The following is a 26,640-nucleotide window of genomic DNA, read 5'->3' as shown; positions in this document are numbered from 1 at the left end:
CCAAGGGAATACCAGCCTCCTCGGGCCGTGTCTGACATGATGGACGGACCCGAGGAGGCTGATTCTCTCAATGGCAGACGGCACGCACGAACGCACGAGGACCAGGAAGAGGCAGGGCCACCGCGCCGACGCGGCGGTCCCCGTGTCCACCTATCGGCTCCAGCTGAGCGCGGATTTCACGTTCGCGGACGCGGCGGAGCGGCTCGACTACTTCGCCGATCTGGGCGTCTCGCACCTCTACCTCTCTCCCGTGCTCACCGCCGCCCCCGGGTCGACCCACTTCTACGACGTCGTCGACCACTCGCGCATCTCCGAGGTGCTCGGCGGCGAGGACGGCCTGCGCGACCTGTCCTGGAAGGCCGGCGAGCGAGGCATCGGGCTGGTCGCGGATGTGGTGCCGAACCACATGGCGGTCCCCACCCCCGCGTTCCACAACCGGGCGCTGTGGGACGTGCTCGAGCACGGCCACGAGTCGCTGTTCTCGCACTGGTTCGACGTCGACTGGGAGTCCGGCGAGCCGGTGCTCATGCCCGTGCTCGGCCAGCGCATCGGCACCATCCTCGCGGCGGGCGAGCTCGCCGTCGACCACATGATCGTGCCGGGCTACGAGGACCGCGGCGAGGTGCCCGTGCTGCGCTACTGGGACCATGTGTTCCCCATCCGCGCCGGCACGGAGCACCTGCCGCTCGCCTCGCTCGTCGAGGAGCAGCACTACCGCCTCGCGTACTGGCGCGTGGCCAACGAGGAGCTCAACTACCGGCGCTTCTTCGACGTCGGCTCGCTCGTCGCGGTGCGCGTCGAGGACGAGGACGTCTTCGACGCGACCCACGCGCGCATCGTCGAGCTGGTGAAGGACGGCACGCTCGACGGCCTGCGCATCGACCACCCCGACGGGCTCGCCGATCCCGAGGGCTACATCGCGCGCCTGTCGGAGGCGACCGACGGCGCATGGATCGTCGTCGAGAAGATCCTCGAGGACGAGGAGCGGCTGCCCACCAGCTGGAAATGCGCGGGCACCACGGGCTACGACGCGTCCTGGCGGGTGGGAGCGCTGCTGCGCGACCCCTCGGGCGCGGCCCCGCTCGCGGGGACGCTGCATCGCGTCGCGGGAGATGCGATGGGCGAGCTGCCGGAGCTGATCGACGCCGCGAAGCGCGAGATCGTCAAGGAGTCGCTGTCGAGCGAGGTGCACCGGCTCGCGACGATCGCGCACACCATCTGCACCACGGACGTGCGCCTGCGCGACCACACCTGGCGCGCGCTCTACGACTGCCTGCGGACGATGCTCGTGACGTTCGACCGGTACCGCGCCTACGTGGTCGCGGACACGGCGCCGCGGCCGGGCTCGCTCGACACCATCGACCACGCCACCGAGCGCGCGCGCCGACTCCTCGACCCCGAGAGGCACGAGACGCTCGACGTGGTGGTCGACCTGCTCAAGGGCGCCGAGGTCGGATCGGCCGGACGGACCACCGACGCGAAGCGGCGCGAGCTGGTGACGCGCTTCCAGCAGGCGTGCGGGGCGGTGATGGCCAAGGGTGTCGAGGACACCGCGTACTACCGCTGGACCCACCTGCTGCCGCTGTGCGAGGTCGGCTCCCCTGCCGGTCGGTTCGCGATGCCGCCCGCCGCCTTCCATGCGTGGGCGCAGGAGCAGCAGAAGATCTACCCGCACGCGATGACGTGCCTGTCGACGCACGACACCAAGCGGTCCGAGGACGTCCGGGCACGGCTCGGCGTGCTGTCCGAGGCCGCCGACCAGTGGGACGATCTGGTCCAGGAGCTGCGGACGATCACGGCGGAGATGCGCCCGGCCGAGCTCGACGGGCGCACCGAGAACCTCTGGTGGCAGACCCTGGTCGGCACGTCCGACGAGGACGGGTTCATGGAGTGGGACCGGCTCGAGGGCTACCTGGTCAAGGCGATGCGCGAGGCGAAGTCGCACACGACGTGGACCTCCGTGAACGACGCCTACGAGTCGCAGGTGCTGTGGTTCGCGCAGGCCACCCACGGCGACCCGGAGGTCCGGGAGGCGCTCGCCGGCTGGCACCGTGCCACGGCGATCGGCGTGCGCGCGGCCGTCCTCAGCCAGAAACTCCTCCAACTCACCATCCCCGGCGTCCCCGACGTCTACCAGGGCACCGAGACCGTGGCGCCCAGCCTCGTGGACCCGGACAACCGACGTCCCGTCGACTTCGACGTGCGCGCCGACATGTTGAAGCGCGCGCTGCGCAACACCCGGCCCCGCGGCCTCGCCGAGGAGAAGATGCTCGTCACGTCGGCGGCGTTGCGGACGCGCCGCGACCACCCCGCCGCCTTCACCGGCGACCACGCCGGGTACGTGCCGCTACCCGCATCGTCCGGTCACGCGGTGGTGTTCGCGCGCACGGCGGACGACGAGCCGCTCGCGATCACCGTGGCGACGCGTGCCGCGCTCGAGCTCGAGCACCTGGGCGGCTGGGCCGAGCATTCGGTGCAGCTGCCGGAAGGCACGTGGCGCGACGTCATCGGCCGCCAGGTGTTCGACGGCGGCTCGGTGCCGCTCGCGCAGCTGCTGCGCCACCACCCGGTCGCGCTCCTGGAGCGGGCATGACGGCGCCGGTGCGCGTGTGGGCGCCCGAGGCGTCCCGGGTCGAGGTGCTCGTGGGCCCCGCCGACGAGGCGGTGGTCGACGTCATGCACCCCGCCGGCGACGGCTGGTGGGCGGGGCCGGCGCTCGCCGACGGCACCGACTACGCGTTCGCGGTGGACGGCGCCGGCCCGTTCCCGGACCCTCGCAGCGCGTGGCAGCCGTCCGGCGTGCATGGACCGTCGCGGACCTTCGATGCCTCGGCGTATCGATGGAGCGACGGCGCGTGGGCCGGCTGCTCCGCGCTCGGCGCGGTCACCTACGAGCTCCACGTGGGCACGTTCACGCCGCGCGGCACGCTCGACGCGATCGACGACCGCCAGCTCCGGGACCTGCGCTCGCGAGGCGTCGAGATGATCGAGCTGATGCCCGTGGCCGCGTTCCCGGGCGGCCGGGGCTGGGGCTACGACGGCGTCGCGCTGTACGCGGTGCATGAGGCGTACGGCGGGCCGGCGGCGCTCCAGCGGCTGGTGGATCGGGCCCACCGCATCGGCCTGGGCGTCTGCCTCGACGTGGTTTACAACCACCTGGGTCCGGACGGGAACTACCTCGCGCAGTTCGGGCCGTACTTCACCGACGCCCACGAGACGCCGTGGGGATGGGCCGTCAACCTCGACCAGGCGGGCGCGGCGGGGATGCGGGGCTTCATCGTCGACAACGCCCTGCGGTGGTTCGAGGACTTCCACCTCGACGCGCTGCGTCTCGACGCCGTCCACGCGCTCGTCGACGACTCGGAGCGGCACATCCTCGCCGAGCTGTCGGACGCCGCCGCCGCGCTGTCCGCTCGGCTGGGGCGGCCGCTCTCGCTCGTGGCGGAGTCCGATCTCAACGACGCCAGGATGGTGACGCCCACGGCCGAGGGCGGCCTGGGCATGACGGCGCAGTGGGCGGACGACGTCCACCATGCCCTCCACGCCTACCTCACCGGCGAGACGCACGGGTACTACTGCGACTTCGGCTCGATCGAGGCGTTGGACAAGGTGTACCGGTCGGTGTTCGTGCACGACGGCGGGCTCTCCACGTTCCGAGGCAAGCCGTGGGGTGCACCCGTGCCCGCGTCCATGGACCGGCGCCGCTTCGTGGTCTTCGCTTCGAACCACGATCAGGTCGGGAACCGCGCGCTCGGCGACCGCCCGGCCTCGCGGCTCTCCCCCGGCGCTCAGGCGGCATCGCTCGCGCTGGTGCTGCTCTCCCCCTTCACACCCATGCTCTTCATGGGCGAGGAGTACGGGGAGACCAGGCCGTTCATGTTCTTCACCGACCATGACGAGCCCCTCGGCTCCGCCGTGTCCGAGGGCCGGATGCACGAGTTCGCCGGGCACGGGTGGGAGGCCCTCTACGGCGGCGAGGTGCGCGTCCCCGACCCGCAGGATCGACAGACGTTCCTGCGGTCGAAGCTCGGGTCGGGGCTGGCGGCCGCGTCGGCCGCGAACGAGCGGATCGAGGCGTGGGTCACCGCCCTCATGACGGCACGGCGCCGCACCCTCGAGGACGGCGCGTGGGCGGCTCATCCCGCCGGCGCGTCCGAGGCCGCCCCGCGACACCTCACCATGTCGGGCCCGGTGCAGGTCCACGCCAACCTCTCCGACTCCGCGATGGAGGTGCCCCTCGCGGGTGAGGTGGTCGGGGTCTTCGGCAACGTCGCGATCGACGGCGCGGATGGCGGGCGCGGGACGCTCATGCTCGCGCCCGACGCGGTGGCGTTGGTCGCTGCGGAAGGCTGAGCACCCAGACCGCCCGAGCTCGTCCCCCGTCACCGCACGCCCACCCCTGCGCGCGCACGCCCCACTAGGGCGCCCACCCTCGGGGTGGCGCCGCCTGGGCGGGGTCATCTGGGTGGACCGGCGGCATCGACGTGGAGTGCCGCCTTGCCACCTTGGATGGGCACCTGACGAGGGTCGACGGCCGCCGGCGGGGTGAACCAGACCTCGGTCGCTGTCGCACGGACGGTCCAGCCGTCGTCGTGGATGCGGTGGTGACACGACACGCACAGCAGCACGCCGTTGGCCAGGTTGGTCGGGCCGAGGTGCTCGTGCCACCAGTCGATATGGTGAGCGTCGCACCAGGCCACCGGGGCATGGCAGTAGGCGCAGCCGCCGTCGCGTTCCGCCAGGGCGGTGCGCTGGGCGGGGGTGAACGAGCGCAGGCTGTATCCCACATCCAGGGGCTGCGAGCCGCTGCCGAGAACGACGGGCAGGATCCTGGCATCCACGGCCATCCGGCGCATGGTCCCCGCGGTGAGCGGTGTGGCGAGCGCGTCGCATCCACCCATGCCGATGCCGGTGCGGAGCGCCTCGAGGTCGAGGCGGATCACCACCTCGGTGGAGGTGCCCGAGCCGGGCTGGTCGCACCGCATGGCGTGGCGGGACAGCGCCACGAGCGCGTCGACGCGGATCCGACCCGCCTCGCCGGGCTCGGCATTCCCCCACCCCTGCTTGCGGCGCTGCTGGAACGCGGCCTTCACCTGGGCGTCGAGGAACGTCTTGATCACGGCCGCGGAGGCCGGATCGAGCACGCCGGACACACGGGTCATGCCGTCCGCTCCCTCGGTCAGGGACAGGTAGCGCGCGGAGCGCTGACGCACGTCGCGCTCCTCGGTCTGCGCCTGGTCCCACAGCGCGGTGACCTGTGCGCACACCTTGCGCAGATCCATCAACGACAGACGCGTGGCCTTGCCGACGAGACGCAGCTCGATGTCCTCGTCGCCGCCTTCGATCTGATCGAGCGTCTGGCTCAACAACGCGGCGGCCGCGGCAGAGATGTCGCCGCATTCGTAGGCGGTCGCGATGTGACGGTAGCGCGGGCGGCGCGGCGCGCCGCCCTTCTCCCGGCCCGCGCCGTCGTCGCCGTCGTCGACCTCCCCGTCACCGTCGCCGCCGAGAAGTCCGCCCGCGTTGATGAGGTCGTGCGCGGCGCCCGCGGTGCCGCCCGTGGACTTCGCAACCATCCCCTTCGCGCTGCCGTGCCCGTGACGGCGCGCCAGCCCGCCGCCTTTTTCCCGGGCTGCGTCGTTGCGGCGCGCGATCTCGGCCGCGAGGATCGACACCACCACCTCGACCAACCGCAGCAGCCGACCGGCGGCATCGTGAGCGGCCACCAGCTCCGCCTCCGCCAGCCGCGCGACCGCGCGCGACTCGAAGGCGCGCAGCGCGTTCACCGCCTGCACGATCCGGCCCAATGAGAAGCTCATGGGACCAGTCAACACGCGGGGTCTGACAGTGGAGGCCGCACATCACCCCTGACAGATGGGGATATCGACCAGGTTTCCGGGCCTGTGGACCACGCCCCGCCCGGGCGCGGGGGCCGATGCGCGCGGGCCGGTGCGCTCAGCCCGCTCCCACGCCGCGGACGTCGCGCGCGTGGAACTCGAGGATCTGCGCGATGGTCTCAGGCCGCCGGGTCTCCAGCGCGATCTCGCGCGTGCCGAGTCGCACGCCGCCCTCCACGAAGTTGTGCGACCCGGTGATCGCCGCATGCGCGTCGCCCGAGCGGAAGAACACGATCGCCTTCGCATGGAGGTAGCGCCTGCGCGTGTACAACGACCGATGGCCCGTCCACAGCATCGACGAGGCGATCAGCACACGGTTCGCGGGGCTGGCGTTGCGCGGAGGGTTGAACCACAGCTCGTTCTCGCGTGCGCCGATGACCTTGCCCAGCTCACCCGTCGGGCAGTACTGCGACACGAGGATCACCCGGTCCGCCCGCCGCGCCAGCGCGAGCGCCCGGCGGTAGATGATCGAATCGCCGGGGACCCCGCCGTCGACCAGCACCCGATCGGCGCCGTAGCGGAATGCGAGCGACTCGTGGCCGCGCTCATGCGCGTTCATGTGCTGGATCTGGTGGTAGACCGTCTCGAGATCGTCCGCGAGCCGCGCGTCGGCGATGCGGAGCATGAAGTCCGCGTTCTCGACGCCCTTGCGATCCAGGTTCACCCCGCCGAACGCGTACACCGCATCGTCCACCACGCAGAACTTGGTGTGCGTCCGGCCCCGCCACGGCAGCCCCTTCTCCCGGCCCAGCCAGGAGAAGCGCACGCCCTCGCGCATGAGCCGCGTCGCGAGGCTGTCGGAGGCACGCCACGCGCTGGTGCGGTAGCCGGTAGGAAGGAACGTGCCGGCGACGTCGGCGTAGGAGAAGACATCGGCGGCGACGGACACCTCGACGCCGCGTCGCGCCGCGGCCACCAGCGCTCCGATGAGATCGTCGGTGCGGTGGTCGTGCGCGATGGTCAACGTCGTCAACAGCACGCGCCTCTTCGCGTCGTGGATCCGCCGGGTCGCGTCCGCGACGTACTCGTCGCCACGGAGGAGCCGGGGCGCTGCAAGGCTCCCGCGGCGGCCCTCGGAGCGCTCGCCGTGTGCGGGTGCCGGCGCACTGGACACAGATCCACACTTTCCTGCTGTCCCGCCAGTCTACGAAGGCGCGCCGCGCCGCGCATCGTCCCGGAGCCGCGCTCGAATCCCACCATTCGCCCAGACCCCGCCAAACCACCCCGGCACGTCGACCGAGCAGGAGCGACACGCCGCCGCTCCCCTGGCGCACCGACACGAACACCGTCAGGATGCACTCATGAGCGCAGATGTGATCCACGTCACATGGGACGATGCGACACGTGCCGTGTTCGAGCGACGCCTCGCCCCGCTCGACCCCGCGGGTCGCGAGGAGGCGCTCCGGCTCATGGGCCTCGGGCTTCACATGACCGGCCGGAGCGACGATGCACGGCCCCTGCTCGAGCGTGCCGTCACCGTCCCCGGCGCCGACCCGCACCCGGGCGCATACGAGGCTCTCGCGCAGATCGCCGCGAGCCGCGGCGACCGTGAGGGCGCGATCTACCGCTTCCAGGAGCTCCTCGCCGAGTACCCGGAGGGCGAGGGAACCACGGGCGGCGTCGAGGTCGCGCTCGCCGAGCTTCTCCTGGAGCGCGCCGGCGAGGGCGACGTGGACCGCGCCGTCGAGCTCCTGTCGACCTGGCGCCGACGCCGCCCGCTCACCCTCGACACGCTGCTGTTCCGCTGGCACGTCGCGCTCATCCGCTCGGCGGAGGCCGTCGGCGACGACAGGACCGCACGCACGGCCGCCACCACGGCGCTCAACCTGGCCGAGAGCGCGAAGCGGCTGAGCTTCCACCCTGACTTCCACCGCATCGACGCCGATCGCTCGACGATGCAGTGGCTCAAGGCCCTCGCGGCCTGACGGGGCGCTACCCTGCCAGGGTGCCGCTCGACCAGGATCTGCCCTCGACCATCGCGGCGGCGGTCGAGCACACGCTGGAGATCAAGAGGTCGATCTTCCTCACGCACCTCGCCCCCGTCGGCTCGATGGAGGAGGCGGACGCGGTCATCGCGCGCATCCGCAAGGAGCGCTGGGACGCGCGGCACCACTGCGTCGCGATGATCGTGGGCACCCACGCCGACCGCCAGCGCTCGACCGACGACGGCGAACCCGCCGGCACCGCCGGCGTGCCGATGCTCGAGGTGTTGCGCCGGCGCGACGTCACGGACGTCGTCGCCATCGTGAGCCGATGGTTCGGCGGGGTGCTCCTGGGCACGGGAGGGCTGGTGCGCGCCTACACGCACGCGGTCGCGGACACGCTCGACGTCGCACGCGAGGTCCGACGCAGGCGCCTCACCGCCGTCACGCTCGACGTGCCGCACGCCGATGCCGGGCGCGTCCTCGCGTTCTGCCACGGCTGGGTGGCCTCGCACGAGGGCACCCTGGGCGAGCCCGAGTACGGCACGGACGCGCGGCTCGTCGTGCACGTGCCGCCGGCACGGCTCGACGCGTTCGACGCCGACCTCGCCGCGGCGACCGCCGGCACCGTGCGACCGCTGCGCGGCTCCACGTCGGTGGTCGACATCCCGCTGTGAGCTCCTATGTGTTGAGGTACTCGAACACGTCGTAGATGAGGAACGCGGGCCAGACCAGCGCCTGCAGCAGCGCGCCCACGTGCTCCCAGAAGCCGTCGGCCTGCTGCCAGAACCACACCGCCGAGCCGACCATCGCGAGGAAGTACCCGCCGCCGCCTGCCGCGGCGGCACCGTTGTTGCTCGCCATGCCACACCCCCTGTCGGGTCAATCGGGGACCCGCCTCCTGAGTATCAGGGCGCGCGGCCGCGCGCAACGGGACGATGCGCGCCGCCCGGGGCGCAGGGCTCACACCGGGCGCGTGTGCTCCAGCGCGGCATGCGCCATCGACTCGAGGCGCGACAGGCAGCGCAGGTACTTCTTCCGGTAGCCGCCGCGCAGCATGTCGGGAGAGAACACGGCATCGAGCGAGGCACCGGACGCGACCACCACCGCATCGCGGTCGTAGAGCCGGTCCACGAGCGCCACCAGGCGCAGCGCCTGGTTCTGATCGTCGAGCGGCGCGACGTCGGTGAGCGCCAGCGCGGCCACGCCGTCGATGTAGGCGCCGTAACGGCTCGGGTGCACCTGCGTGAGGTCCTCGAGCAGCGCGGTCCATTCGGCGAGCGCTCCGCGCGGCGCCTCCGCCACCGAGGCGACGAGCGCCTCGGCCGCGGGCGGCGGGAAGGACAGGTCGCCCCGGTGGCGATAGTCGGGACCGTCGATGCGCTGCGTCGTGAACACGCGCGCGACGGCCTGGATCTCGCGCTGGAAGTCGTCCGCGGCGAAGCGGCCCTCGCCCAGCGCATCGGGCAGCGTGTTCGACGTCGCGGCGACGCACACGCCCGCGTCCGTGAGCTCGCGCATGAGCCGCGCCATGATGAGCGTGTCGCCCGGGTCGTCGAGCTCGAACTCGTCGATGCACACCACCGCGAAGCCGGACAGCGCCTCGCGCGCGGCGATGAACCCCAGCGCGCCCACCAGGTTGGTGTACTCCACGAATGTGCCGAACACCGCGCGCGACGGTCCCAGCGCATGCGCGAGGGACGCCAGTAGGTGGGTCTTGCCCACGCCGAAGCCGCCATCGAGGTACAGCCCGACGCCCGGCCCCCTCCTGGATCGCAGCCGTCGCAGATGCGGCGCGGCGAAGTCGCGCACCGCGGCCAGCGCGGCCGCCTGCGACGGATGCGCGGGGTCAGGTCGATAGGTCTCGAACGACGCACGCCCGAAGTGAGGCGGCGGCTTGAGACCCGCGATGAGGTCCTCGGGCGCGACCACAGGGCGGCGCCCGATCAGCGCGATGCTCACCGCGTCTCCCCTGAGACGGCGCGAGGCGCGCCGGTGTGCACCGCCGCGCCCCGCATCGTCATCCCGAGGATCAGGCCTCGACCTCGGTGCGGTCGCCGGACCACAGCGTGTGGAACGTGCCGTCGCGGTCGACGCGCTTGTAGGTGTGCGCGCCGAAGAAGTCGCGCTGGCCCTGGATCAGGGCCGCCGGCAGGCGCTCGGCACGCAGCGAGTCGTAGTACGCGAGGGACGAGGCGAAGGCCGGGGCGGGCACGCCCGTGAGCGCCGCCTGGGCGACCACGCGGCGCCATGCGCCGACCCCGCCCGCGATCTCGTCCGAGAAGTAGGGGTCGACCAGCAGGGTCGGCAGCTCCGGGTCACGCGTGAACGCGTCCGTGATGCGGTCGAGGAAGCGCGCGCGGATGATGCAGCCCGCGCGCCAGATCTTCGCCATGTCACCCAGCGTGATGTCCCAGCCGAACTCCTCCGACGCGGCGCGGATCTGGTCGAAGCCCTGCGCGTACGCGACCACCTTCGAGGCGTAGAGCGCGAGGCGCACGTCCTCGATGAAGCCCTCGCGGTTGTTGATGTGGAAGTCGCCGGTCGACGCGGTCAGCACGTCACGCGCGGCGGCGCGCTGCGCCACCTGCGACGAGATCGCGCGGGCGAACGTCGCCTCGGCGATGCCCGTGAGCGGGACGCCCAGGTCGAGGCCCGACTTCACGGTCCAGCGACCGGTGCCCTTCTGCCCGGCCTCGTCCTTGATCACGTCGACGAGCGCCTTGCCGGTGCTCGCGTCGGTCTGGCGGAGCACCTCGGCGGTGATCTCGATGAGGAAGGACTCGAGGTCGCCCTGGTTCCACTCGGCGAAGATGTCGGCGATCTCGGCCGGCTCGAGGTCCAGGCCGGTGCGGAGCAGGTCGTACGCCTCGCCGATGAGCTGCATGTCGGCGTACTCAATGCCGTTGTGCACCATCTTGACGAAGTGGCCGGCGCCGTCGGGGCCGATGTGGACGCAGCACGGCGTGCCGTCCTCCGCCTTCGCCGCGATCTTCTCGAGGATCGGGCCGAGCGTGACGTAGGACTCCGCGGGACCGCCGGGCATGATCGACGGGCCGAGCAGCGCGCCCTCCTCGCCGCCCGAGACGCCGGAGCCGACGAAGTGCAGCCCCTTGGCGGCGAGGTCCTTCTCGCGGCGCATCGTGTCGGTGTAGAGCGCGTTGCCCGCGTCGACGATGATGTCGCCCTGCTCAAGCAGTCCCGTGAGCTGGTCGATCACCGCGTCCGTCGGGCCGCCGGCCTGGACCATGATGACGACGGTGCGCGGCTTCTGCAGCGACGCCACGAAGTCCTCGAGGCTCTCCGAGCCGATGAACGTGCCCTCGTCACCGTGATCCGCGATCAGGGAGTGCATCTTCTCCGCGGAGCGGTTGTGCACCGCCACCGTGAAGCCGTTGCGTGCGAAGTTGCGGGCCAGGTTGCGGCCCATGACCGCAAGTCCGGTCACACCGATCTGAGCGAGCGCCATCGTCCATCCTTCTCGTTCCGGGGATACCCGCCCCAGCCTAGACGTTCGCGGTGCGCGTGGCGTACGTCGTGCCTGACGGGGCCGGGCATAGGCTCCGAGTATGGCCAACGACCTCGACGCGGCGCCTGCGGACTTCCGCGCGGCGATCACGTCGCTGCGCGACGCCGCCACGCACCCGCTGGTGCTCCTCACGGAGGTCCCCGCACCCCACCGCATCGCGCCCTACGCCGCCGCCATCAGCGGCGAGATGGCCGACTACGAGGCCTCCGGCCGCTTCGTCATCCTCCACGACCCCGCGGGCCAGCCCGCGTGGGACGGGACGATGCGCATCGTCGCCCTGGTGAAGGCGGTCGCCGATGCGGAGGTCGGCAGGGACGAGCTCTGGGGCGAGGTCGCGTGGTCGTGGCTCACGGACTCGCTCGCGGGCGCGCCGCACCGTGCGCGCGGCGGTACGGTGACCAAGGTGACCTCCGAGTCGTTCGGCGAGCTGTCCGACCGGCCAGGCGAGGTCTCGATCGAGCTGCGGGCGTCGTGGACGCCCACCACCACCGATCTGGCCCCGCACATCGCGGCGTGGACCGATCTCATGGCGGCATGCGCCGGCATCCCTCCGACGCCGGACGGGGTGCGTGCGCTGCCGGGAAGGACCCTGTGACCGAGCCGACCACCGCATCGTCCCTCGCGGACGATGCGCCCACCCCCATCCCCCTCACCGAGCCCGAGGGCGGGGTGCCCCCGATCATCGACACGCCCGAGGCGCTCGCCGCGGCGTGCGAGACGTTCGCCGCCGGCACCGGTCCCGTGGCCGCCGACGCCGAGCGCGCCTCCGGATTCCGCTACGGCCAGGGCACCTACCTTGCGCAGTTCAAGCGCGCGGGCGCGGGGATCGCTCTCATCGACACCGCGGCGCTGCCGGACCTGTCGAGCTTCGGCGAGGCTCTCGGAGACACGGAATGGGTGTTCCACGCCGCAAGCCAGGACCTGCCGGGCATGCGCGAGCTCGGGATGACGCCCGCGAAGGTGTTCGACACCGAGCTGGGGGCGCGCCTGCTGGGCTGGCCCCGCGTGGGTCTCGCCGCGGTGGTCGAGCGCGAGCTCGGCTTCGCGCTCGCGAAGGAGCACTCGGCGCAGGACTGGTCCACACGCCCGCTTCCTCACGACTGGCTCGTGTACGCGGCGCTCGACGTGGAGGTGCTGCTCGACCTGCGCGAGCGCCTGGGCGCCCACCTCGAGGCCGCCGGCAAGCTGGCCTGGGCCGAGGAGGAGTTCGAGGCGGTGCGCCTCGCTCCCCCGCCGGAGCCGCGCGAGGAGCCGTGGCGCCGGACGTCCGGCTCCCATCAGGTGCGCGATCAGCGCGGGCTCGCGATCGTGCGCGCGCTGTGGGAGGCGCGGGACAAGGAGGCACGGCGCCGCGACGTCTCGCCGGGACGCGTGCTGCGGGACCAGGCGATCGTGGCCGCCGCGATGGCCAAGCCCGCGTCGCTCGACGCGCTCCTGGGCGTGCGCGAGTTCCAGTCCAAGGGAACCAAGCGCCGCGCTCCCCAGTGGTACGCGTCGGTCGAGAAGGCGATGGCGCTCGGCGACCGCGAGCTGCCGTCCCGGCGCGCGCCGGCGGGCGACGGCCCGCCGCAGCAGCGCGTCTGGAAGGACAAGCGTCCCGAGGCGTTCGCGCGCCTCGGAGCGGCACGCGAGCGGATCACCGCGCTCGTCGAGCTCCATGAGGTGCCGGCAGAGAACCTCCTGCAGCCCGACGCGCTGCGGCGCACCTGCTGGGAGTACGCCGGCGGCGGCGAGGCCTGGATCCGTCAGTTCCTCGAGGGGCGCGGCGCGCGCGCGTGGCAGATCGACCTGGTCGCGCCGGAGCTGGCGACCGCGTTCGAGGCGGCGGGGGCCCAGCCCACGGAGGTCTGAGCCTCCCGCGCGCCCCGCGTCCCAACCCACCGCGAAATGGGGCGCCCACGGTCGGTCTCGGGCGTGGCGTGCGCGCCATGGGGCGCTGAGCGTCGCCGCCCGAGGACGCGCACCGCGTGTGCCCCATAGCGCGCAGCCCGAGCCCAGGAACGACCGCCAGCGCCCCATTCGGGCGGGGGTGCGTGAGCGAGGCGGGGGTGCGTGAGCGAGGCGGTGTGGCCTACTCCCCCGCGAGCCGACCGATCGCGGCGTCCGCGATCGCGCTCGGGTCCAGGCCGAGGTCGTCGATGAGCTGGGCGCGCGACGCGTGCTGGAGGAACTCCCGCGGGACGCCGTGGTGCGACCACTGCGCCGTGCTGCCCTGAAGGCGTGCGAACGCCGCCCACTCCTGACCGATGCCCGCATCGGTGAGCCCGTCCTCGACGGTCACCACCAACTCGGCGCCCGCGATGAGCTGCTCGAGCCCCTCGGGGACCGGGTGGACCCAGGTCGCGGTCGCGGCGACCGCGTCGATCCCGTCGGCGGCGATCTTGTCCGCGGCGTCCACGGCGGTCGCCGCCATCGACCCGAGGCCCACGACCACCACGCGCGGCGCGTCCCCATGCTCCCCGAGGATCTCCAGCTCGCCGACGGTGCGCACGGCGGGGATCGCCTCGCCCACGGCGCCCTTGGGGTAGCGGACCACGGTCGGCGCATCGTCCACCTCGACCGCGTCGCGGAAGGCCTGGCGCAACGTGGGCTCATCGCGCGGCGCGGCGAGACGTAGGCCGGGCACGTGCCGCAGCAGCGCCATGTCCCACATGCCGTTGTGGCTGGGTCCGTCGTCACCCGTGATGCCGGCGCGGTCGAGCATGAACGTGACGCCCGCACGATGCAGCGCGACGTCCATGAGCACCTGGTCGAACGCGCGGTTGAGGAACGTCGCGTAAACGGCGATCACGGGGTGGAGCCCGGCGTAGGCGAGGCCCGCGGCGCTCGTGACGGCATGCTGCTCCGCGATGCCGACGTCGATCACCCGCTCGGGATGCGCATCGGCGAAGGGCTGCAGCCCGACCGGCCCGAGCATCGCCGCCGTCAACGCGACCACGTCGGGACGGTCCTGCGCGACCTGAAGGATCTCGTCCGCGAACACCGACGTCCACCCGAAGCGCGAGGGCTCGATCGGCAGCCCGGTCTCGGGGTGGATCTTGCCCACGGCATGGAACCGGTCTGCGACATCCTGCTCGGCGGGCGTGTAGCCGCGGCCCTTCTCCGTGAGCATGTGGACGATGACGGGCTGGCCGAAGTCGTGCGCCTGACGGAGCGCACGCTCGACCTGGCGCTGATCGTGACCGTCGATCGGCCCGATGTACTTGAGGCCGAGGTCGGAGAACACGCCGTCCTCGGTGAGCAGGCCCTTGAGGGCGCGCTTGCCGTGCTGCACGGTGTTGTAGGTGAAGCTGCGGAAACGCCCGCGGTTCTCGAAGGTGCGCTTGCCCCAGCCGAGGAAGCTCTCGTACCGGCGGTCCGTGCGGATCCCGTCGAGCTTGCGCGCGAGGCCGCCGATGGTGGGCGCATAGGAGCGGCCGTTGTCGTTGATGATGACCACCACGCGGTCGCGCGAAGCGCCCAGCGAGTTGAGCGCCTCCCAGGCCATGCCTCCGGTGAGCGCGCCGTCGCCGATGACGGCGACCGTCGTGCGGGCCGTCTCGCCCCGCAGGGTGTGGCCGCGCGCGATGCCGGCGGCCCAGGACAGCGCGGTGGAGGCGTGGGAGTTCTCGACGATGTCGTGGACGCTCTCCTGGCGGTCCGGATAGCCGGAGAGCCCACCACGCCTCCGCAGGGAACCGAAGTCCTGGCGACCGGTGAGCAGCTTGTGGACGTAGGCCTGATGGCCGGTGTCGAAGACGATCGAGTCGTGGGGCGAGTGGAACACGCGATGCAGCCCGATGGTGAGCTCGACCACGCCGAGGTTCGGGCCGAGGTGCCCGCCGGTGCGCGAGACGTTCTCGACCAGGAACGTGCGGATCTCCGCGGCGAGATCCTCCAGCTCCCCGTAGGTCAGCTCGCGGAGATCCCGCGGCGACCCGATGCGCTCCAGCACCCGTTGCTCCTCACTGCTGTTGACGTTCCACTGTACGGCCTCGATGCCGGGACCCCCGGGCGTGGCGACCCACGGGACGGCGACGGCCCCGCCCGGCTGCTGCCGGACGGGGCCGCGACGTCGGGTTCCGGCTACTTGACCAGCGACCGCAGCACGTACTGCAGGATGCCGCCGTTGCGGAAGTAGTCGGCCTCGCCGGGGGTGTCGATGCGGACTACGGCCTCGAACTCCACGACGGAGCCGTCGGCCTTGGTCGCCTTCACCGTGAGCGCCTTGGGGTGCTCGCCCGCGGAGAACGCCGCGACGCCCGCGATGTCGAAGGTCTCGGTGCCGTCGAGGCCGAGCGACGCGGCGCTCTCCCCCGCCGGGAACTGCAGCGGCAGCACGCCCATGCCGATGAGGTTCGAGCGGTGGATGCGCTCGAAGCTCTCGGTGATGACCGCGCGCACGCCGAGCAGCGACGTGCCCTTGGCGGCCCAGTCGCGCGACGATCCGGAGCCGTACTCCTTGCCCGCGAGGACCACCAGCGGGATGCCCGCGGCCTGGTACGCCACCGAGGCGTCGTAGATGGTGGTCTGCTCGCCGGTGAGGTGGTCGAGCGTGAAGCCGCCCTCCACCACGGAGCCGTCCTCCTGCTGGAGCAGCAGGTTCTTGAGCCGGATGTTGGCGAACGTGCCGCGGATCATCACCTCGTGGTTGCCGCGGCGCGAGCCGTAGCTGTTGAAGTCGCGGCGCTCGACGCCGTGCTCCGCGAGGTAGATGCCCGCGGGGCTGTCCGCCTTGATCGAGCCGGCCGGCGAGATGTGGTCCGTCGTGACGGAGTCGCCCAGCAGCGCGAGCACGCGGGCGCCGGTGATGTCCTCGACGGCCTCGGGCTCGAGGCCCATGCCCTCGAAGTACGGGGGCTTGCGCACGTAGGTCGAGTCGTCGGCCCACTCGAACGTCTTGCCGGCGGGCGTGGGCAGGTTCTGCCACCGCGAGTCGCCCGCGAACACGTCCGCGTAGTCCTTCTCGAACATCTCCTGCGTGATCGACGAGCCGACGATCGCCTCGACCTCGGCCGCGTCGGGCCAGATGTCGCGGAGGTAGACGTCGTTGCCCGCGGAGTCGGTGCCCAGCGGGTCGGCCTCGAAGTCGTGGTCCATCGTCCCGGCGAGCGCGTACGCGATCACCAGGGGCGGCGACGCGAGGTAGTTCATCTTCACGTCGGGGTTGATGCGACCCTCGAAGTTGCGGTTGCCCGACAGCACCGAGACGACCGCGAGGTCGTTCTCGTTGACCACGTCGGAGACCTCCTGCGGGAGGGGGCCGGAGTTGCCGATGCACGTGGTGCAGCCGTAACCCACCAGGTGGAACCCGAGCGCCTCGAGGTCAGGCCACAGGCCCGCCTTCTCATAGTAGTCGGTGACCACCTGCGAGCCGGGCGCCATCGACGTCTTCACCCACGGCTTCGACGTGAGGCCCTTGGCGTTGGCGTTGCGCGCGAGGAGCGCCGCGGCGAGCATCACCGACGGGTTCGACGTGTTGGTGCACGAGGTGATCGAGGCGATCACCACGGCACCGTGGTCGAGCGCGGTCTCGGTGCCGTCCGCGAGGGTCACGGGCGCGTGCTTGTGCGGGCGCGTCGTGGTGGCGACGGACGATGCGTGGGCCGGCTCGGGCGCATCGTCCGCGTGGGCCTCGGCGGCGATCGGGTCGGAGGCCGGGAAGGTCTCCTCCACCGACTCGTCGAGGCCGTGCATCTCCTCGTGCTGCGCGTAGTCGAGGATCGAGCGGCCGAACGACGCCTTCGCGTCGGACAGCTCGATGCGGTCCTGCGGGCGCTTGGGGCCGGCGATGGACGGCACCACGGTCGACAGGTCGAGCTCGAGGTACTCGGAGTACGCGGCCTCCCGCGACGGGTCGTGCCAGAGGCCCTGCTCCTTGCAGTACGCCTCGACCAGCGCGACCTGCTCCTCGGAGCGGCCCGTGAGGCGGAGGTAGTCCACGGTGACGGCGTCGATCGGGAAGATCGCGGCGGTCGAGCCGAACTCGGGGCTCATGTTGCCGATGGTCGCGCGGTTGGCCAGCGGCACCGCGCCGACGCCCTCGCCGTAGAACTCGACGAACTTGCCCACGACACCGTGCTGACGCAGCATCTGCGTGATGGTGAGGACCACGTCGGTCGCGGTCGCGCCGGCGGGGATCGCGCCGGTGAGCTTGAAGCCGACGACCTTGGGGATGAGCATCGACACGGGCTGGCCCAGCATGGCCGCCTCGGCCTCGATGCCGCCGACGCCCCAGCCGAGCACGCCCAGGCCGTTGATCATGGTCGTGTGCGAGTCGGTGCCGACGCACGAGTCGGGGTACGCCTGGGTCGCGCCGTCGAGCTCGCGCGTCATGACGCCGCGGGCGAGGTACTCGAGGTTGACCTGGTGGACGATGCCGGTGCCCGGCGGCACCACCTTGAAGTTGTCGAACGCCGTCTGACCCCAGCGGAGGAACTGGTAGCGCTCGCGGTTGCGCTCGTACTCGAGGTCGGTGTTGCGCTCGAGGGCGTCCTTGCGGCCGAAGATGTCGATCACCACGGAGTGGTCGATGACCATCTCGGCGGGCGCGAGCGGGTTGATGACGGTCGGGTCGCCGCCGAGCGCGCTCACGGCCTCGCGCATGGTCGCGAGGTCCACGACGCACGGGACGCCCGTGAAGTCCTGCATCACCACGCGCGCGGGCGTGAACTGGATCTCGGTGTCCGGGTCCGCGGTGGGCTCCCACGCGGCGAGCGCGCGCACGTGGTCGGCGGTGATGTTGGCGCCGTCCTCGGTGCGGAGCAGCGCCTCGGCGAGGATCTTGAGCGAGTACGGCAGGCGGTCAAGCCCTGGAACCGCGTCGAGTCGGAAGATCTCGTACTGCTGCGGGCCTACCTGCAGCGTCGACTTGGCTCCAAGGGTGTTCGCGCTCATGCGTCTCCTCCGTGGTTCGGGGTCTCCCAGCACTGGGTCTGGGCACATCCTATCGGGCGCCACCGACGGCGAAGTTCCTCGTGCATCGGCATGAATGACTATGCACGATGTCCGTTTCGTGGCATTCTCTGGCTCATGGGGGGAATCGAGAACCTCCGGCCCGTCGTCGTGCCGGACGGTGTGATCGAGCTACGCATCCACGGCGTCTCCGGTACGCCGCCCGAGGGGCTCCTGGCCGAGCCTCCCATCCTCGTCGCCGGCGGTGGCGACACCGGGTTCTATCGGGGTGCCGCGCACGTGGGCCGGATCGCCAAGGCGGGCGAGCCCGGCTTCGTCGAGGCGTACTCGTGGGGCGGGCTCACGTCGGGTGGTCGCGTACGTTCCGCACTTCGCGTGCTGCTTCTTCCCTTCGCGCTGATCAACGTTGCGGGGTGGATGCTGCCTGGCGTCTGGGCGTCCGCTCCGGAAGCAGAGACTGCCAGCGACAAGGACGACGCGACAACACTTGCGGACCGGCGCCCCACCGTGCCAACGGAGGTTGACGCGCGCACCATGCAGCGTTCGGCATGGCACACGTTCGCGGCCCGCGTCATCGCGCTCTGCATGACGGCGATCGCGACGATGGGCGCGTATTGGGTTGCTTCGATCGCGGTGGAGCGCGGGACCAAACCATTCGGATCCAACACCGGGATCTCGGAGGAGTGGCGGGCGGCGATCGCGCTCGGCGTCGCAGTCCTCGCGTTGCTCGGCTGGAGCCTCATCGCCATGCGCCGGTCCGACAAGCGTGTCCAACGGCAGGGTGCGGCACCGACAGAAGCGATGGTGCGGTCCCCCGCGACTGCACCCAAGAAGGAGGGGATCTCGGTCGCCCGCCTGTGGAGCGCGGGCGCCTTGACCCGGAGCCTGAGCCACATCCATACGCTTGCAGGCCTCGGCGTCGCATCGTTGCTGTACGCCACCGAGACCGATTCAGCCCGACCATTCTACGTGGGCGTGGGCTACGTGGCCTTGAGCGTGATCGCGCTCGTTGTCGAGGCCGTCAAAGGTGCGCTCATCCGCCTCCCGAAGGGCGTACGCCCGTTGGCGTACGCGGTCGTCGTGACCGTCGGAGTCTGGACCGCGTGGGGCACCTCGACGGCCGGCGCGAGGCTCTCGAGCCTCGCCGAACCGCTGGGGAAGGGCTTCCTCACCGTTGCGCTCCTCGCGTTCGCCCTCACGCTCGTCCAAGCTGGGTTCGCACCCGATGGCGGTCCCACGATCGCACGCTGGCACTCGGCCATCTTCGCCACGCTCGGGTTCGCGACCGCGGTGACCGGCGTGTCAGGCAGCGCGGTGGTGCTGAACAGGGTTCTCGATGGCGCGGCTGCGCACACTCCCCCGACGCCGGTCATGCTCATCGCAGCGTTCGCAGGTGTCCTCACCGTATGCGTCTTGGCGTGCGGCGTCCTCTGGCGCTGGAATGCGACGAAGGGTGTGGGCACGACGGAGTGGTTCAAGGGCCTCCGGAAGCTTGCTGAGAAGGCACGCTCCGTCCTCGGAGTGGCTGCTCTCGCCTTCGGCGCCGTCGTTGTCCTCGGCCTGGTTGTAGGCGTCATCGTGGTGATGCCTGGCGAGGCCCCTGAGCCCGGGTCACTCGCGGCCGGGTTTGGCTGGGGAGCGTTGGGTTGGATACCGGTAGCGGCGGTCGTCGGATTCCTCGCGGCGAGCCGTATTCGGCGCAATGTTGCGAAAGGAGCAGTCGCGTGCGTGACGACGGCCGCCGCCCTCGCGGGCGCTCTGGGGCTCTGGCACTGGGCGCTCGTGGCCCTCGGCAAGAACAGCAAGGAAGAAGCATTCGGGCTCGCCTCGAGCCACGCCGATGACGCATTCGCGACCTTCTCGATCCTTGCCGCGTTCGTCACGCCTCTTGCCGCCGTCGGCCTATTCATGTTCCGCGGCTCCGCCAGCGTGGGAATTCGGCGACCGGTCGGTGTGATCTGGGACCTCGTGAGCCTGTGGCCGCGCTTCTTCCACCCTTGGGCTCCGGTCCCGTACAGCGACACGACCTTCCCCGACCTGCAGGAGCGAGTGACCGCGTTGCTCGCGAACGACGCCAAGGCCACCGTCATCGTGAGCGCGCACAGCCAAGGCGCAATCATCGCGCTCCCCGCACTACAGGGCCTCCAAGGGACGAGCGCTACGACGGCGGTGCCTGGCAAGGACAGACTACGGCTGCTGACCTACGGTCAGCTCCTCAACGTCCACTATCGCTGGCTCTTCCCGTGGATCTTCAATCCACACCTGTTCGCCGACGTCGGCACGTTGGTGCGGAACGAGGAGCGCACCGGCTGGATCAATCTGTATCGCCAGACGGATCCGCTGGGCCACCCCGTGAATGACCCGCCTGGCGAGGACGACTGGGAGAACGTCCCCGATCCACCCACGCCGGACGAAGACCCTTACAGTTTCACCCCCGGACCACCAGGGAAGCCGCGCACCCTCAACCACGGCAACTATCAGTACGGCGCCCGCTACGAGGAGGCCCTGAAGGAGCTCAGTCGCACTGGTGCCTCTACACCGGATGCACCGCCGGAGTACGTCATCTGATGAACGTCGCCACCGTCTCCACGTGGTGCGTCATCGGGAACAGGTCGTACCCCTGCGCCCCCTCGAGCGCGTACCCGTGCGCCGCCAGCAACGCCGTGTCCCGCGCGAGCGCCACAGGGTCGCACGCGACGTAGACGATGCGCGGCGCGCCGACGGCGGCGAGCGCGTCCACGGTGCGACCACCGGCACCTGAGCGCGGCGGGTCGAGCACGATCGCGTCGGGGGTCGCACGCCCGGGCTCGACCGCGGCCGACTCGAGGAACGCACGCGTATCCCCGTGGACGATGCGTGTGTCCGGCACCGCATGCGCGTTGCGGCGGGCATCGCGCGAGGCGCGCGCGTCCGCCTCGACGGACGTGACCACGCGGCCCGTCGACGCGAGCGCGACGGTGAACAACCCGGCGCCGGCATAGAGGTCGAGCACCGTGGCCGCGTCGCCGACGCCGCGAAGCACTGCATCGACAAGCACGCCAGGCGCCTCCCGATGCACCTGCCAGAATCCCTCGACGTCGACCTGGTAGGTCCACTCCCCCTGCGCCGTCGTCACGGTCTCGCGCACGCGGCGCGGGGCGTTGTCGCGCCGGTCGGGACGTCCGCCGCGCCACGGCACTCCGTCGACGACGAGGCGCGGCTCCTCGCCACCGGGCGCGACGCCCACGATGTGCGAACCGCCGGAGAACCGCGTCTCGAGCACGAGCCGCTCGAGCTCGGGCGCCGCGATGGGCAGCGAGCCGAGCTCCTTGACCGCGCGCGAGCGGTGGACGTGCATCGCGGCACGCCCCTCGGGACCCGCGATCGCCGTGACGCGCGTGCGGTAGCCCAGCCCGCCGCGCTCGTCGTCACCGGGCGCCGCCTCGACGGAACCGGGGAACTCGCGGTCGGCGAACCGCAGGAACGCCTCCGCCAGCACCTCGTGCTTCCATCGCCGCTGCGCGGGCAGCGCGACGTGCGCGAGCTCGCCGCCGCCGACGCCGCCGGGGCCCGCATCGGACCACACGGAAGGCACGCGATCCGGCGACGCCTCGACCACCTCGACGGCGTCCGCACGCCACAGCCGCGCATCGTCCCCCGCCTCGGTGAGCCGCGCCCGCACCACCTCGCCCGGCAGGGCGTGGCGCACGAACACGACGCGCCCCTCGTGGCGCGCGACGCAGTGGCCGCCGTGGGCGACGGCGCCGATCTCGAGCGTCAGCAGATCACGCATGAGTCGCCTCTCCTTCCTCGACGCGCGGCAGCTCGCGCGTGAGCGCATCGCCCTCGAGCACCGCGAGCGACGACGACAGGTGCCACGGCACCGCCGCGACCACCACGCGAGGCACGGACAGGAGCTTGGCCCGCAGGCGCATCGTCGCCCGGTTGTGCAGGAACCTCTCCCACCACCGCCCGACGATGTACTCGGGTACGTACACCACCACCATGTCACGCGGCGACTCCCGGTGGATGCTGCGGACGTGGTCGAGCACGGGCGCCACCAGGTCACGATACGGCGAGTCGAGCACCACGAGCGGCACGCCGAGGCCGAGCGCTCCCCACCGCCGCTGCAGCTCGCGCGTCGCGGCCGGGTCGACCTGGACCGCGACGGCCTCGAGGGACGAGTGGCGTGCCGCCTTGGCGTACGCGATCGCGCGCAGCGCGGGACGATGCAGCTGGGCGACGAGCACGATGCCGTGCGTGGCGCTCGGCCTGGCCGACGCAGGATCGTCCGGCAGGATGGTGAGCTGCTCCTTGACGTCCGCGTAGTGGCGGTGGATCCCCCGCATGAGGAACACGAGGGCCGTGACGAGCACGAGCGCGAACCATGCACCCGCCACGAAGTTGAAGATCGCGATGACGAGCCACACCGCCGCCGCGACGATGGCCGCGGAGGCGTGGAGCACGCGCGTGCCCTTCATGCGCAGCCGCGTGCGACCGCTCGGCTCGAGCGCGATCCTGAGGCTCTGGTAGCGCACCATGGCGACCTGGCTCAGCACGATCGCCGCGAACGCGCCGATGAGGTACATGTGCACCAGCTGCTCGAGGCGCGCGCCGGTGACCACGACGATCACGGCCGACGACCCCGCCACCCACAGCACGCCGCCCCGCAGCACCAGCCGGTCGCTCTGCTGCGACAGCTGGCGCGGCAGGTAGGAGTCGGTGGCGAGCAGCGACGTGAGGCCCGCGAAGCGGCGGAACACCGCCGAGGCGGCGGCGTACAGGATGCCGACCGACGGGATCGCGACCACCCACACGGGCCATGACTGCTCGAACACGCGCTCGGCGGTCTGCAGCAGCACCGGCCCCGACGCCCAGCCCGACACCCGGTAGCGCCACACCATGACGATGACCGCGGTGAACGCGACGGCGCCGGCGAGCACGGCGAGGATGAGGGTGCGACCGGCCCGGGCGCCGCGCGGCTCGGCGTGCGCCGGCCCCGACGAGGCGAGGTGCTCGATGCCGGTGAGCATCACCGCGCCCGAGGCGATCGCACCCGCGAAGGCGAGCGCGGTGGACCACGTGGGCGCCGGCGGCGTGGTGGTGAGCGGGGCGATGTTGTCGCGCGTGGCGCCGACGAGCAGCTGGAGCAGCACGACGCCGAGGAAGCCGAACCACACCACCAGCAGCAGGTGCGCGCGCTCGCGCACGCCGCGCAGGTTGACGAGCGTCATGATGAGGATCGCGACCACCGCGATCGTCGTGTGCGCGCCGTCGAGGGCCGGGAAGACGAACGCCACGAACTGCGCGATCGCGGAGACCGACACCGCGACCGTGAAGACGTAGTCGACGAGCAGCGACGCGCCGGTCACGAGCGCCGCGTCCGGCCCGAGCTTGTCCGACACGAGCCCGTAGTCGCCACGCTCGTCCGGGCGCTTGCGCACGTTCGAGCGGTATGCGAAGCCGAGCAGCAGCATGATCGCCACGACGCCGACGGCCATGATCGGCAGCGTCGACTGCACGCCGCCCTTGCGCAGCGCATCGACCACCGCGTCGGGCGCATACGTCACCGTCGACAGCAGGCTCGCGCCGAACACGGGGAGCGCGAGGCGGGTGCGCAGCTGCGCACGCTGGATCCGCCCCGTCGCGATGGGCCGCCCGAACACCAGCAGTTTCAGGGTCGCCAGAAACCTTCGCACGTCGCACCATCCTAGGCTCAAGGGGTATACCGTGGGTTGCCGTGCACATCGTGATCATGGGCTGCGGCCGCACCGGAGCGACTCTGGCGATCGAGTTCGAGGCCCGTGGCCACACCGTGGCGGTGATCGATCAGTCGGGCGACGCGTTCCGTCGGCTCCCCGCCGGATTCGCCGGCCAGCGGATCACGGGCATCGGCTTCGACCGGGACACGCTCGTGTCCGCCGGCGTCGAGGACGCGTACGCCTTCGCCGCGGTCTCGGACGGCGACAACTCGAACATCCTCGCCGCACGTGTGGTGCGCGAGACCTACGGCATCGACAACGTCGTCGCGAGAATCGCGGACTTCGGCCGCGCCGAGGTGTACCGGAGGCTCGGCATCCCCACGGTGGCACCGGTCCCCTGGACCGCCGCGCAGATCGTCTCCCGCCTCCTCCCCGGCGGCTCCGATGCGCTCTATCACGACCCGAGCGCGGGCGTGAGCCTCAGCCGCCTGCCGATCGACGCGGGCTGGGTAGGCAGGCGCTACACCGATCTTGAGCGGCGCGCGCAGGCGCGCGTCGCATACCTCGTGCGCTTCGGCGAGGCGCTCCTGCCGGACGCCGACACGCTGGTCCAGGAGGGCGACGAGGCCTACTTCACCATGCTCCCCGGCGCAGGCGGCTCCCCCGCCCGCGTCGCGGGACGCTCCCCGGAGGTGTCCAAGTGAAGGTCATGATCGCCGGCGCCGGCTCGGTGGGGCGCTCGATCGCGCGCGACCTCCTCGAGCACGGGCACGAGGTCCTCCTCATCGACTCGAACCCCGCGGCGATGCGCGTCGCGCAGGTGGCCGAGGCGGAGTGGATGCTCGCCGACGTCTGCGAGATGTCCGCCCTGCGCGACGCGCAGGTGGAGACGATGGACGTGGTGGTCGCCGCGACCGGTGACGACAAGGCGAACCTCGTCGTGTCCTTCCTCGCGAAGACCGAGTTCGGCGTGCCCCGCACGGTGGCGCGCGTCAACAACCCCCGCAACGAGTGGATGTACGACGCCCAGTGGGGCGTGGACGTCGCCGTGTCGACGCCGCGCATCATGACCGCGATGGTCGAGGAGGCGGTGGCCGTCGGCGACCTGGTGCGCGTGTTCACGTTCCGCCAGTCGGGCGCGGCGATGGTCGAGGTGACCCTGCCTGCATCGTCACCCGTGGTGGGCGTGCTCCTGCGGGAGATCCAGTGGCCCGTCGACGTGGTGCTCGCGTGCATCATCCGCGGCGACCGCACGCTTGCGCCGACGCCGGACGACACGCTCGAGGCTCACGACGAGCTGCTCTTCATCGTGTCGTCGGAGGCGGATCCTGAGGCGCTCGAGCAGGTGCTGCGTCGCGGGACAGCAGCCATACGCCCCACAGCGTGAGGGCGAAGAGCGGCACGCCCATCGCGAGCTTGACGGTGCCGAGCACCGCGAGCTGATCCGCGAGCAGGAGCGGCACCTGCACGGCGAGCCGCAGCGCGAACATCGCCGCGAGCACGCCGGACGCGAGCTGGTAGCGACGCCGCTCGGTCGCATTCGCGCGCCACGCCGTCCCCTCGCCGCGGATGAGGCCCATGACGATGCCGACCACGGGCCAGCCCGCGACCATCGAGACGAGGATGCCGCCCAGGTAGGCGGCGTTGATCCACAGCCCCGGCTCGAAATAGCCGGCCGCGTCGCCCGAGCGCCATGCCCAGATCGCGCCGAAGGCGACGCCTGCGGCGCCGGCGAGCGCCTGCATCACGGGAGTGCGCTGGATCAGGCGCACCGCGACCATGACGACCATCACCGCGACGGACGCGATCACCGGGGTGCGGAAGCCGCCCCAGATGAGGTACGACGCCACGAAGACGATGCCGGGCAGCGAGGACTCGACGAATCCTCGCCATCCGCCGATCGCGGCGTGCAGGTCGAAGGTGTCCCCGCCGAGCAGGCTCGCGGCCCGGCTCTCGGGAACCTGGCGCTCGTCGCTCACGACGCCGGGATGAGCTCGTAGCGGGGGTTGTACAGGCGCGGCAGCGACTCCGTCGCGCACACCCGGCCCTCCAGGCGCAGCTCCACGCCGGGCGCGATGCCGGGCACGTCGCGGCGGCCCATGAACACCGCGTCGATACGTCCGGTGGCGTCCTCCAGACGCACCGTGAACGCGGGAGGCGCGTCGCTCGGCTCCACCTGGATGGCGACCACGCGGCCGGCCACGCGGGCGACCCCGCGCGGCTCCACGTCCGCGATGGCGCTGTCGGCGACCGTCACGCGGTCGCCTCGGCGGTCGCGACGCCCGTCGAACCGAAGCCGCCCTCGCCGCGGTGCGAGCCCGGAAGGGCCTCGACGGGGACGAAGTCGGCGCGTTCGACGCGCTGGATCACCAGCTGCGCGATGCGGTCGCCTTTGGCGAGCGTCACCGCCTGGGTCGCGTCGGTGTTGAGCAAGGTCACGGCGATCTCGCCGCGGTAGCCCGCATCGACCGTGCCCGGCGCGTTGACGATCGTGACGCCGTGCCGGGACGCGAGACCCGAGCGCGGGTGCACGAAGGCCGCGTAGCCGTCCGGCAGGGCGATCCTCAGCCCGGTGGGCACGGTGGCGCGCTCCCCCGGTTCGAGGCGCACGTCGATGCGCGTGGTGATGTCCGCTCCCGCGTCACCCGGGTGGGAGTAGCGAGGCAGGGGCACGTCCGGCTCGGTCGTGCTGACGAGGATCTCGAGGTCGGCCATGC

General features: G+C 71.7%; 21 protein-coding genes. 9 read left to right on the top strand and 12 right to left on the bottom strand.

Going from position 1 to position 26,640, the window contains the following annotated elements; genetic code table 11:
• Positions 1 to 142: 142 nt before the first annotated feature.
• Together treY and treZ are read left to right on the top strand one after the other, a co-directional pair.
• Positions 143 to 2,593 carry a malto-oligosyltrehalose synthase gene (treY, locus tag AOM09_RS06755; RefSeq protein ID WP_062385986.1) on the top strand — a complete coding sequence of 817 codons (2,451 nt, stop codon included), beginning with the start codon at positions 143 to 145 and terminating at the stop codon, positions 2,591 to 2,593.
• Positions 2,590 to 4,353, top strand: coding sequence for a malto-oligosyltrehalose trehalohydrolase (gene treZ, locus AOM09_RS06750; protein WP_062385898.1), 1,764 nt, complete (start codon positions 2,590 to 2,592; stop codon positions 4,351 to 4,353). The genes treY and treZ overlap by 4 nt, the downstream gene beginning before the upstream one ends.
• Positions 4,354 to 4,457: 104 nt before the next feature.
• Here treZ and AOM09_RS06745 read toward each other — a convergent pair whose 3' ends face one another.
• A complete protein-coding gene (locus AOM09_RS06745; protein ID WP_156162274.1) occupies positions 4,458 to 5,819 on the bottom strand; it encodes an HNH endonuclease signature motif containing protein in 1,362 nt (453 codons plus the stop codon).
• A 136-nt stretch (positions 5,820 to 5,955) separates the two neighbouring features.
• The gene (locus tag AOM09_RS06740) at positions 5,956 to 7,011 is read right to left on the bottom strand and encodes a phospholipase D-like domain-containing protein (RefSeq protein WP_062385893.1); all 1,056 of its coding nucleotides are present in this window, start codon (positions 7,009 to 7,011) and stop codon (positions 5,956 to 5,958) included.
• A 187-nt stretch (positions 7,012 to 7,198) separates the two neighbouring features.
• On the opposite strand from AOM09_RS06740, the gene AOM09_RS06735 reads away from it, so the two are divergent.
• Together AOM09_RS06735 and AOM09_RS06730 are read left to right on the top strand one after the other, a co-directional pair.
• A complete protein-coding gene (locus tag AOM09_RS06735; protein WP_062385891.1) occupies positions 7,199 to 7,822 on the top strand; it encodes a tetratricopeptide repeat protein in 624 nt (207 codons plus the stop codon).
• 20 nt (positions 7,823 to 7,842) lie between these two features.
• Positions 7,843 to 8,496 carry an IMPACT family protein gene (locus AOM09_RS06730; RefSeq protein WP_062385888.1) on the top strand — a complete coding sequence of 218 codons (654 nt, stop codon included), beginning with the start codon at positions 7,843 to 7,845 and terminating at the stop codon, positions 8,494 to 8,496.
• A 4-nt stretch (positions 8,497 to 8,500) separates the two neighbouring features.
• Here AOM09_RS06730 and AOM09_RS06725 read toward each other — a convergent pair whose 3' ends face one another.
• The 3 genes from AOM09_RS06725 to gnd form a co-directional block, all read right to left on the bottom strand.
• Positions 8,501 to 8,683: a hypothetical protein gene (locus AOM09_RS06725; protein ID WP_062385886.1), complete on the bottom strand. Its 183-nt coding sequence runs from the start codon at positions 8,681 to 8,683 to the stop codon at positions 8,501 to 8,503.
• Between the two features lie 99 nt (positions 8,684 to 8,782).
• On the bottom strand, positions 8,783 to 9,781 hold the full coding sequence (gene zapE / locus AOM09_RS06720) for a cell division protein ZapE (RefSeq protein WP_062385884.1): 999 nt from the start codon (positions 9,779 to 9,781) through the stop codon (positions 8,783 to 8,785).
• Between the two features lie 70 nt (positions 9,782 to 9,851).
• The gene (gene gnd / locus AOM09_RS06715; protein WP_062385882.1) at positions 9,852 to 11,288 is read right to left on the bottom strand and encodes an NADP-dependent phosphogluconate dehydrogenase; all 1,437 of its coding nucleotides are present in this window, start codon (positions 11,286 to 11,288) and stop codon (positions 9,852 to 9,854) included.
• Between the two features lie 100 nt (positions 11,289 to 11,388).
• Between gnd and AOM09_RS06710 the strand changes: the two genes are divergently transcribed.
• Together AOM09_RS06710 and AOM09_RS06705 are read left to right on the top strand one after the other, a co-directional pair.
• Positions 11,389 to 11,943 carry a DUF3000 domain-containing protein gene (locus AOM09_RS06710; protein ID WP_062385881.1) on the top strand — a complete coding sequence of 185 codons (555 nt, stop codon included), beginning with the start codon at positions 11,389 to 11,391 and terminating at the stop codon, positions 11,941 to 11,943.
• Complete coding sequence (locus AOM09_RS06705; protein WP_062385880.1) at positions 11,940 to 13,199, top strand: HRDC domain-containing protein; 1,260 nt, start codon at positions 11,940 to 11,942, stop codon at positions 13,197 to 13,199. The genes AOM09_RS06710 and AOM09_RS06705 overlap by 4 nt, the downstream gene beginning before the upstream one ends.
• Before the next feature lie 220 nt (positions 13,200 to 13,419).
• On the opposite strand, the gene dxs is transcribed toward AOM09_RS06705, so the two are convergent.
• Both dxs and acnA read right to left on the bottom strand, forming a co-directional pair.
• Positions 13,420 to 15,282: a 1-deoxy-D-xylulose-5-phosphate synthase gene (dxs, locus tag AOM09_RS06700; RefSeq protein ID WP_062385879.1), complete on the bottom strand. Its 1,863-nt coding sequence runs from the start codon at positions 15,280 to 15,282 to the stop codon at positions 13,420 to 13,422.
• Positions 15,283 to 15,413: 131 nt separating this feature from the next.
• Positions 15,414 to 18,224, bottom strand: coding sequence for an aconitate hydratase AcnA (gene acnA, locus AOM09_RS06695; protein WP_062385876.1), 2,811 nt, complete (start codon positions 18,222 to 18,224; stop codon positions 15,414 to 15,416).
• A 135-nt stretch (positions 18,225 to 18,359) separates the two neighbouring features.
• Between acnA and AOM09_RS06690 the strand changes: the two genes are divergently transcribed.
• Positions 18,360 to 20,810: a hypothetical protein gene (locus AOM09_RS06690; protein ID WP_062385873.1), complete on the top strand. Its 2,451-nt coding sequence runs from the start codon at positions 18,360 to 18,362 to the stop codon at positions 20,808 to 20,810.
• Here AOM09_RS06690 and AOM09_RS06685 read toward each other — a convergent pair.
• Both AOM09_RS06685 and AOM09_RS06680 read right to left on the bottom strand, forming a co-directional pair.
• On the bottom strand, positions 20,803 to 22,014 hold the full coding sequence (locus tag AOM09_RS06685) for a class I SAM-dependent RNA methyltransferase (RefSeq protein ID WP_062385871.1): 1,212 nt from the start codon (positions 22,012 to 22,014) through the stop codon (positions 20,803 to 20,805). The genes AOM09_RS06690 and AOM09_RS06685 overlap by 8 nt on opposite strands.
• The gene (locus AOM09_RS06680) at positions 22,007 to 23,920 is read right to left on the bottom strand and encodes an APC family permease (protein ID WP_169747625.1); all 1,914 of its coding nucleotides are present in this window, start codon (positions 23,918 to 23,920) and stop codon (positions 22,007 to 22,009) included. The genes AOM09_RS06685 and AOM09_RS06680 overlap by 8 nt, the downstream gene beginning before the upstream one ends.
• A gap of 41 nt (positions 23,921 to 23,961) precedes the next feature.
• Here AOM09_RS06680 and AOM09_RS06675 point away from each other — a divergent pair, with 41 nt between their 5' ends.
• Positions 23,962 to 24,627 (top strand): potassium channel family protein, encoded by a 666-nt coding sequence (locus AOM09_RS06675; RefSeq protein WP_062385865.1) that lies wholly within the window; start codon positions 23,962 to 23,964, stop codon positions 24,625 to 24,627.
• Entirely contained in the window at positions 24,624 to 25,310 is a 687-nt protein-coding gene (locus tag AOM09_RS06670; protein WP_062385864.1) for a potassium channel family protein, read from the top strand. Before AOM09_RS06675 ends, AOM09_RS06670 begins: the two co-directional genes overlap by 4 nt.
• Here the strand turns inward: AOM09_RS06670 and AOM09_RS06665 are convergent.
• The 3 genes from AOM09_RS06665 to dut are packed head-to-tail and all read right to left on the bottom strand — an operon-like array spanning position 25,228 to position 26,638.
• Positions 25,228 to 25,902, bottom strand: a complete 675-nt coding sequence (locus AOM09_RS06665) for a DUF3159 domain-containing protein (RefSeq protein ID WP_062385862.1) — start codon at positions 25,900 to 25,902, stop codon at positions 25,228 to 25,230. The genes AOM09_RS06670 and AOM09_RS06665 overlap by 83 nt on opposite strands.
• Positions 25,899 to 26,180, bottom strand: coding sequence for an OB-fold nucleic acid binding domain-containing protein (locus tag AOM09_RS06660; RefSeq protein WP_062385861.1), 282 nt, complete (start codon positions 26,178 to 26,180; stop codon positions 25,899 to 25,901). The genes AOM09_RS06665 and AOM09_RS06660 overlap by 4 nt, the downstream gene beginning before the upstream one ends.
• Positions 26,177 to 26,638: a dUTP diphosphatase gene (gene dut / locus AOM09_RS06655; RefSeq protein ID WP_062385859.1), complete on the bottom strand. Its 462-nt coding sequence runs from the start codon at positions 26,636 to 26,638 to the stop codon at positions 26,177 to 26,179. Before dut ends, AOM09_RS06660 begins: the two co-directional genes overlap by 4 nt.
• Positions 26,639 to 26,640: the final 2 nt, after the last annotated feature.

Origin of the sequence: Demequina iriomotensis, assembly GCF_000971395.1 — a bacterium.
Lineage (GTDB): Bacteria > Actinomycetota > Actinomycetes > Actinomycetales > Demequinaceae > Demequina > Demequina iriomotensis.
The sequence above is the reverse complement of the archived record's forward strand: the minus strand, read 5'-3'. Positions and strand labels throughout refer to the sequence as shown.

What these genes read in the sequence shown, in the direction of transcription:
- treZ (WP_062385898.1), top strand. Translation starts at nt 2,590, where the DNA reads ATGACGGCGCCGGTGCGCGTGTGGGCGCCCGAGGCGTCCCGGGTCGAG.
- AOM09_RS06745 (WP_156162274.1), bottom strand. Translation starts at nt 5,819, where the DNA reads ATGAGCTTCTCATTGGGCCGGATCGTGCAGGCGGTGAACGCGCTGCGC.
- AOM09_RS06735 (WP_062385891.1), top strand. Translation starts at nt 7,199, where the DNA reads ATGAGCGCAGATGTGATCCACGTCACATGGGACGATGCGACACGTGCC.
- AOM09_RS06725 (WP_062385886.1), bottom strand. Translation starts at nt 8,683, where the DNA reads ATGGCGAGCAACAACGGTGCCGCCGCGGCAGGCGGCGGCGGGTACTTC.
- gnd (WP_062385882.1), bottom strand. Translation starts at nt 11,288, where the DNA reads ATGGCGCTCGCTCAGATCGGTGTGACCGGACTTGCGGTCATGGGCCGC.
- AOM09_RS06710 (WP_062385881.1), top strand. Translation starts at nt 11,389, where the DNA reads ATGGCCAACGACCTCGACGCGGCGCCTGCGGACTTCCGCGCGGCGATC.
- acnA (WP_062385876.1), bottom strand. Translation starts at nt 18,224, where the DNA reads ATGAGCGCGAACACCCTTGGAGCCAAGTCGACGCTGCAGGTAGGCCCG.
- AOM09_RS06690 (WP_062385873.1), top strand. Translation starts at nt 18,360, where the DNA reads ATGGGGGGAATCGAGAACCTCCGGCCCGTCGTCGTGCCGGACGGTGTG.
- AOM09_RS06685 (WP_062385871.1), bottom strand. Translation starts at nt 22,014, where the DNA reads ATGCGTGATCTGCTGACGCTCGAGATCGGCGCCGTCGCCCACGGCGGC.
- dut (WP_062385859.1), bottom strand. Translation starts at nt 26,638, where the DNA reads ATGGCCGACCTCGAGATCCTCGTCAGCACGACCGAGCCGGACGTGCCC.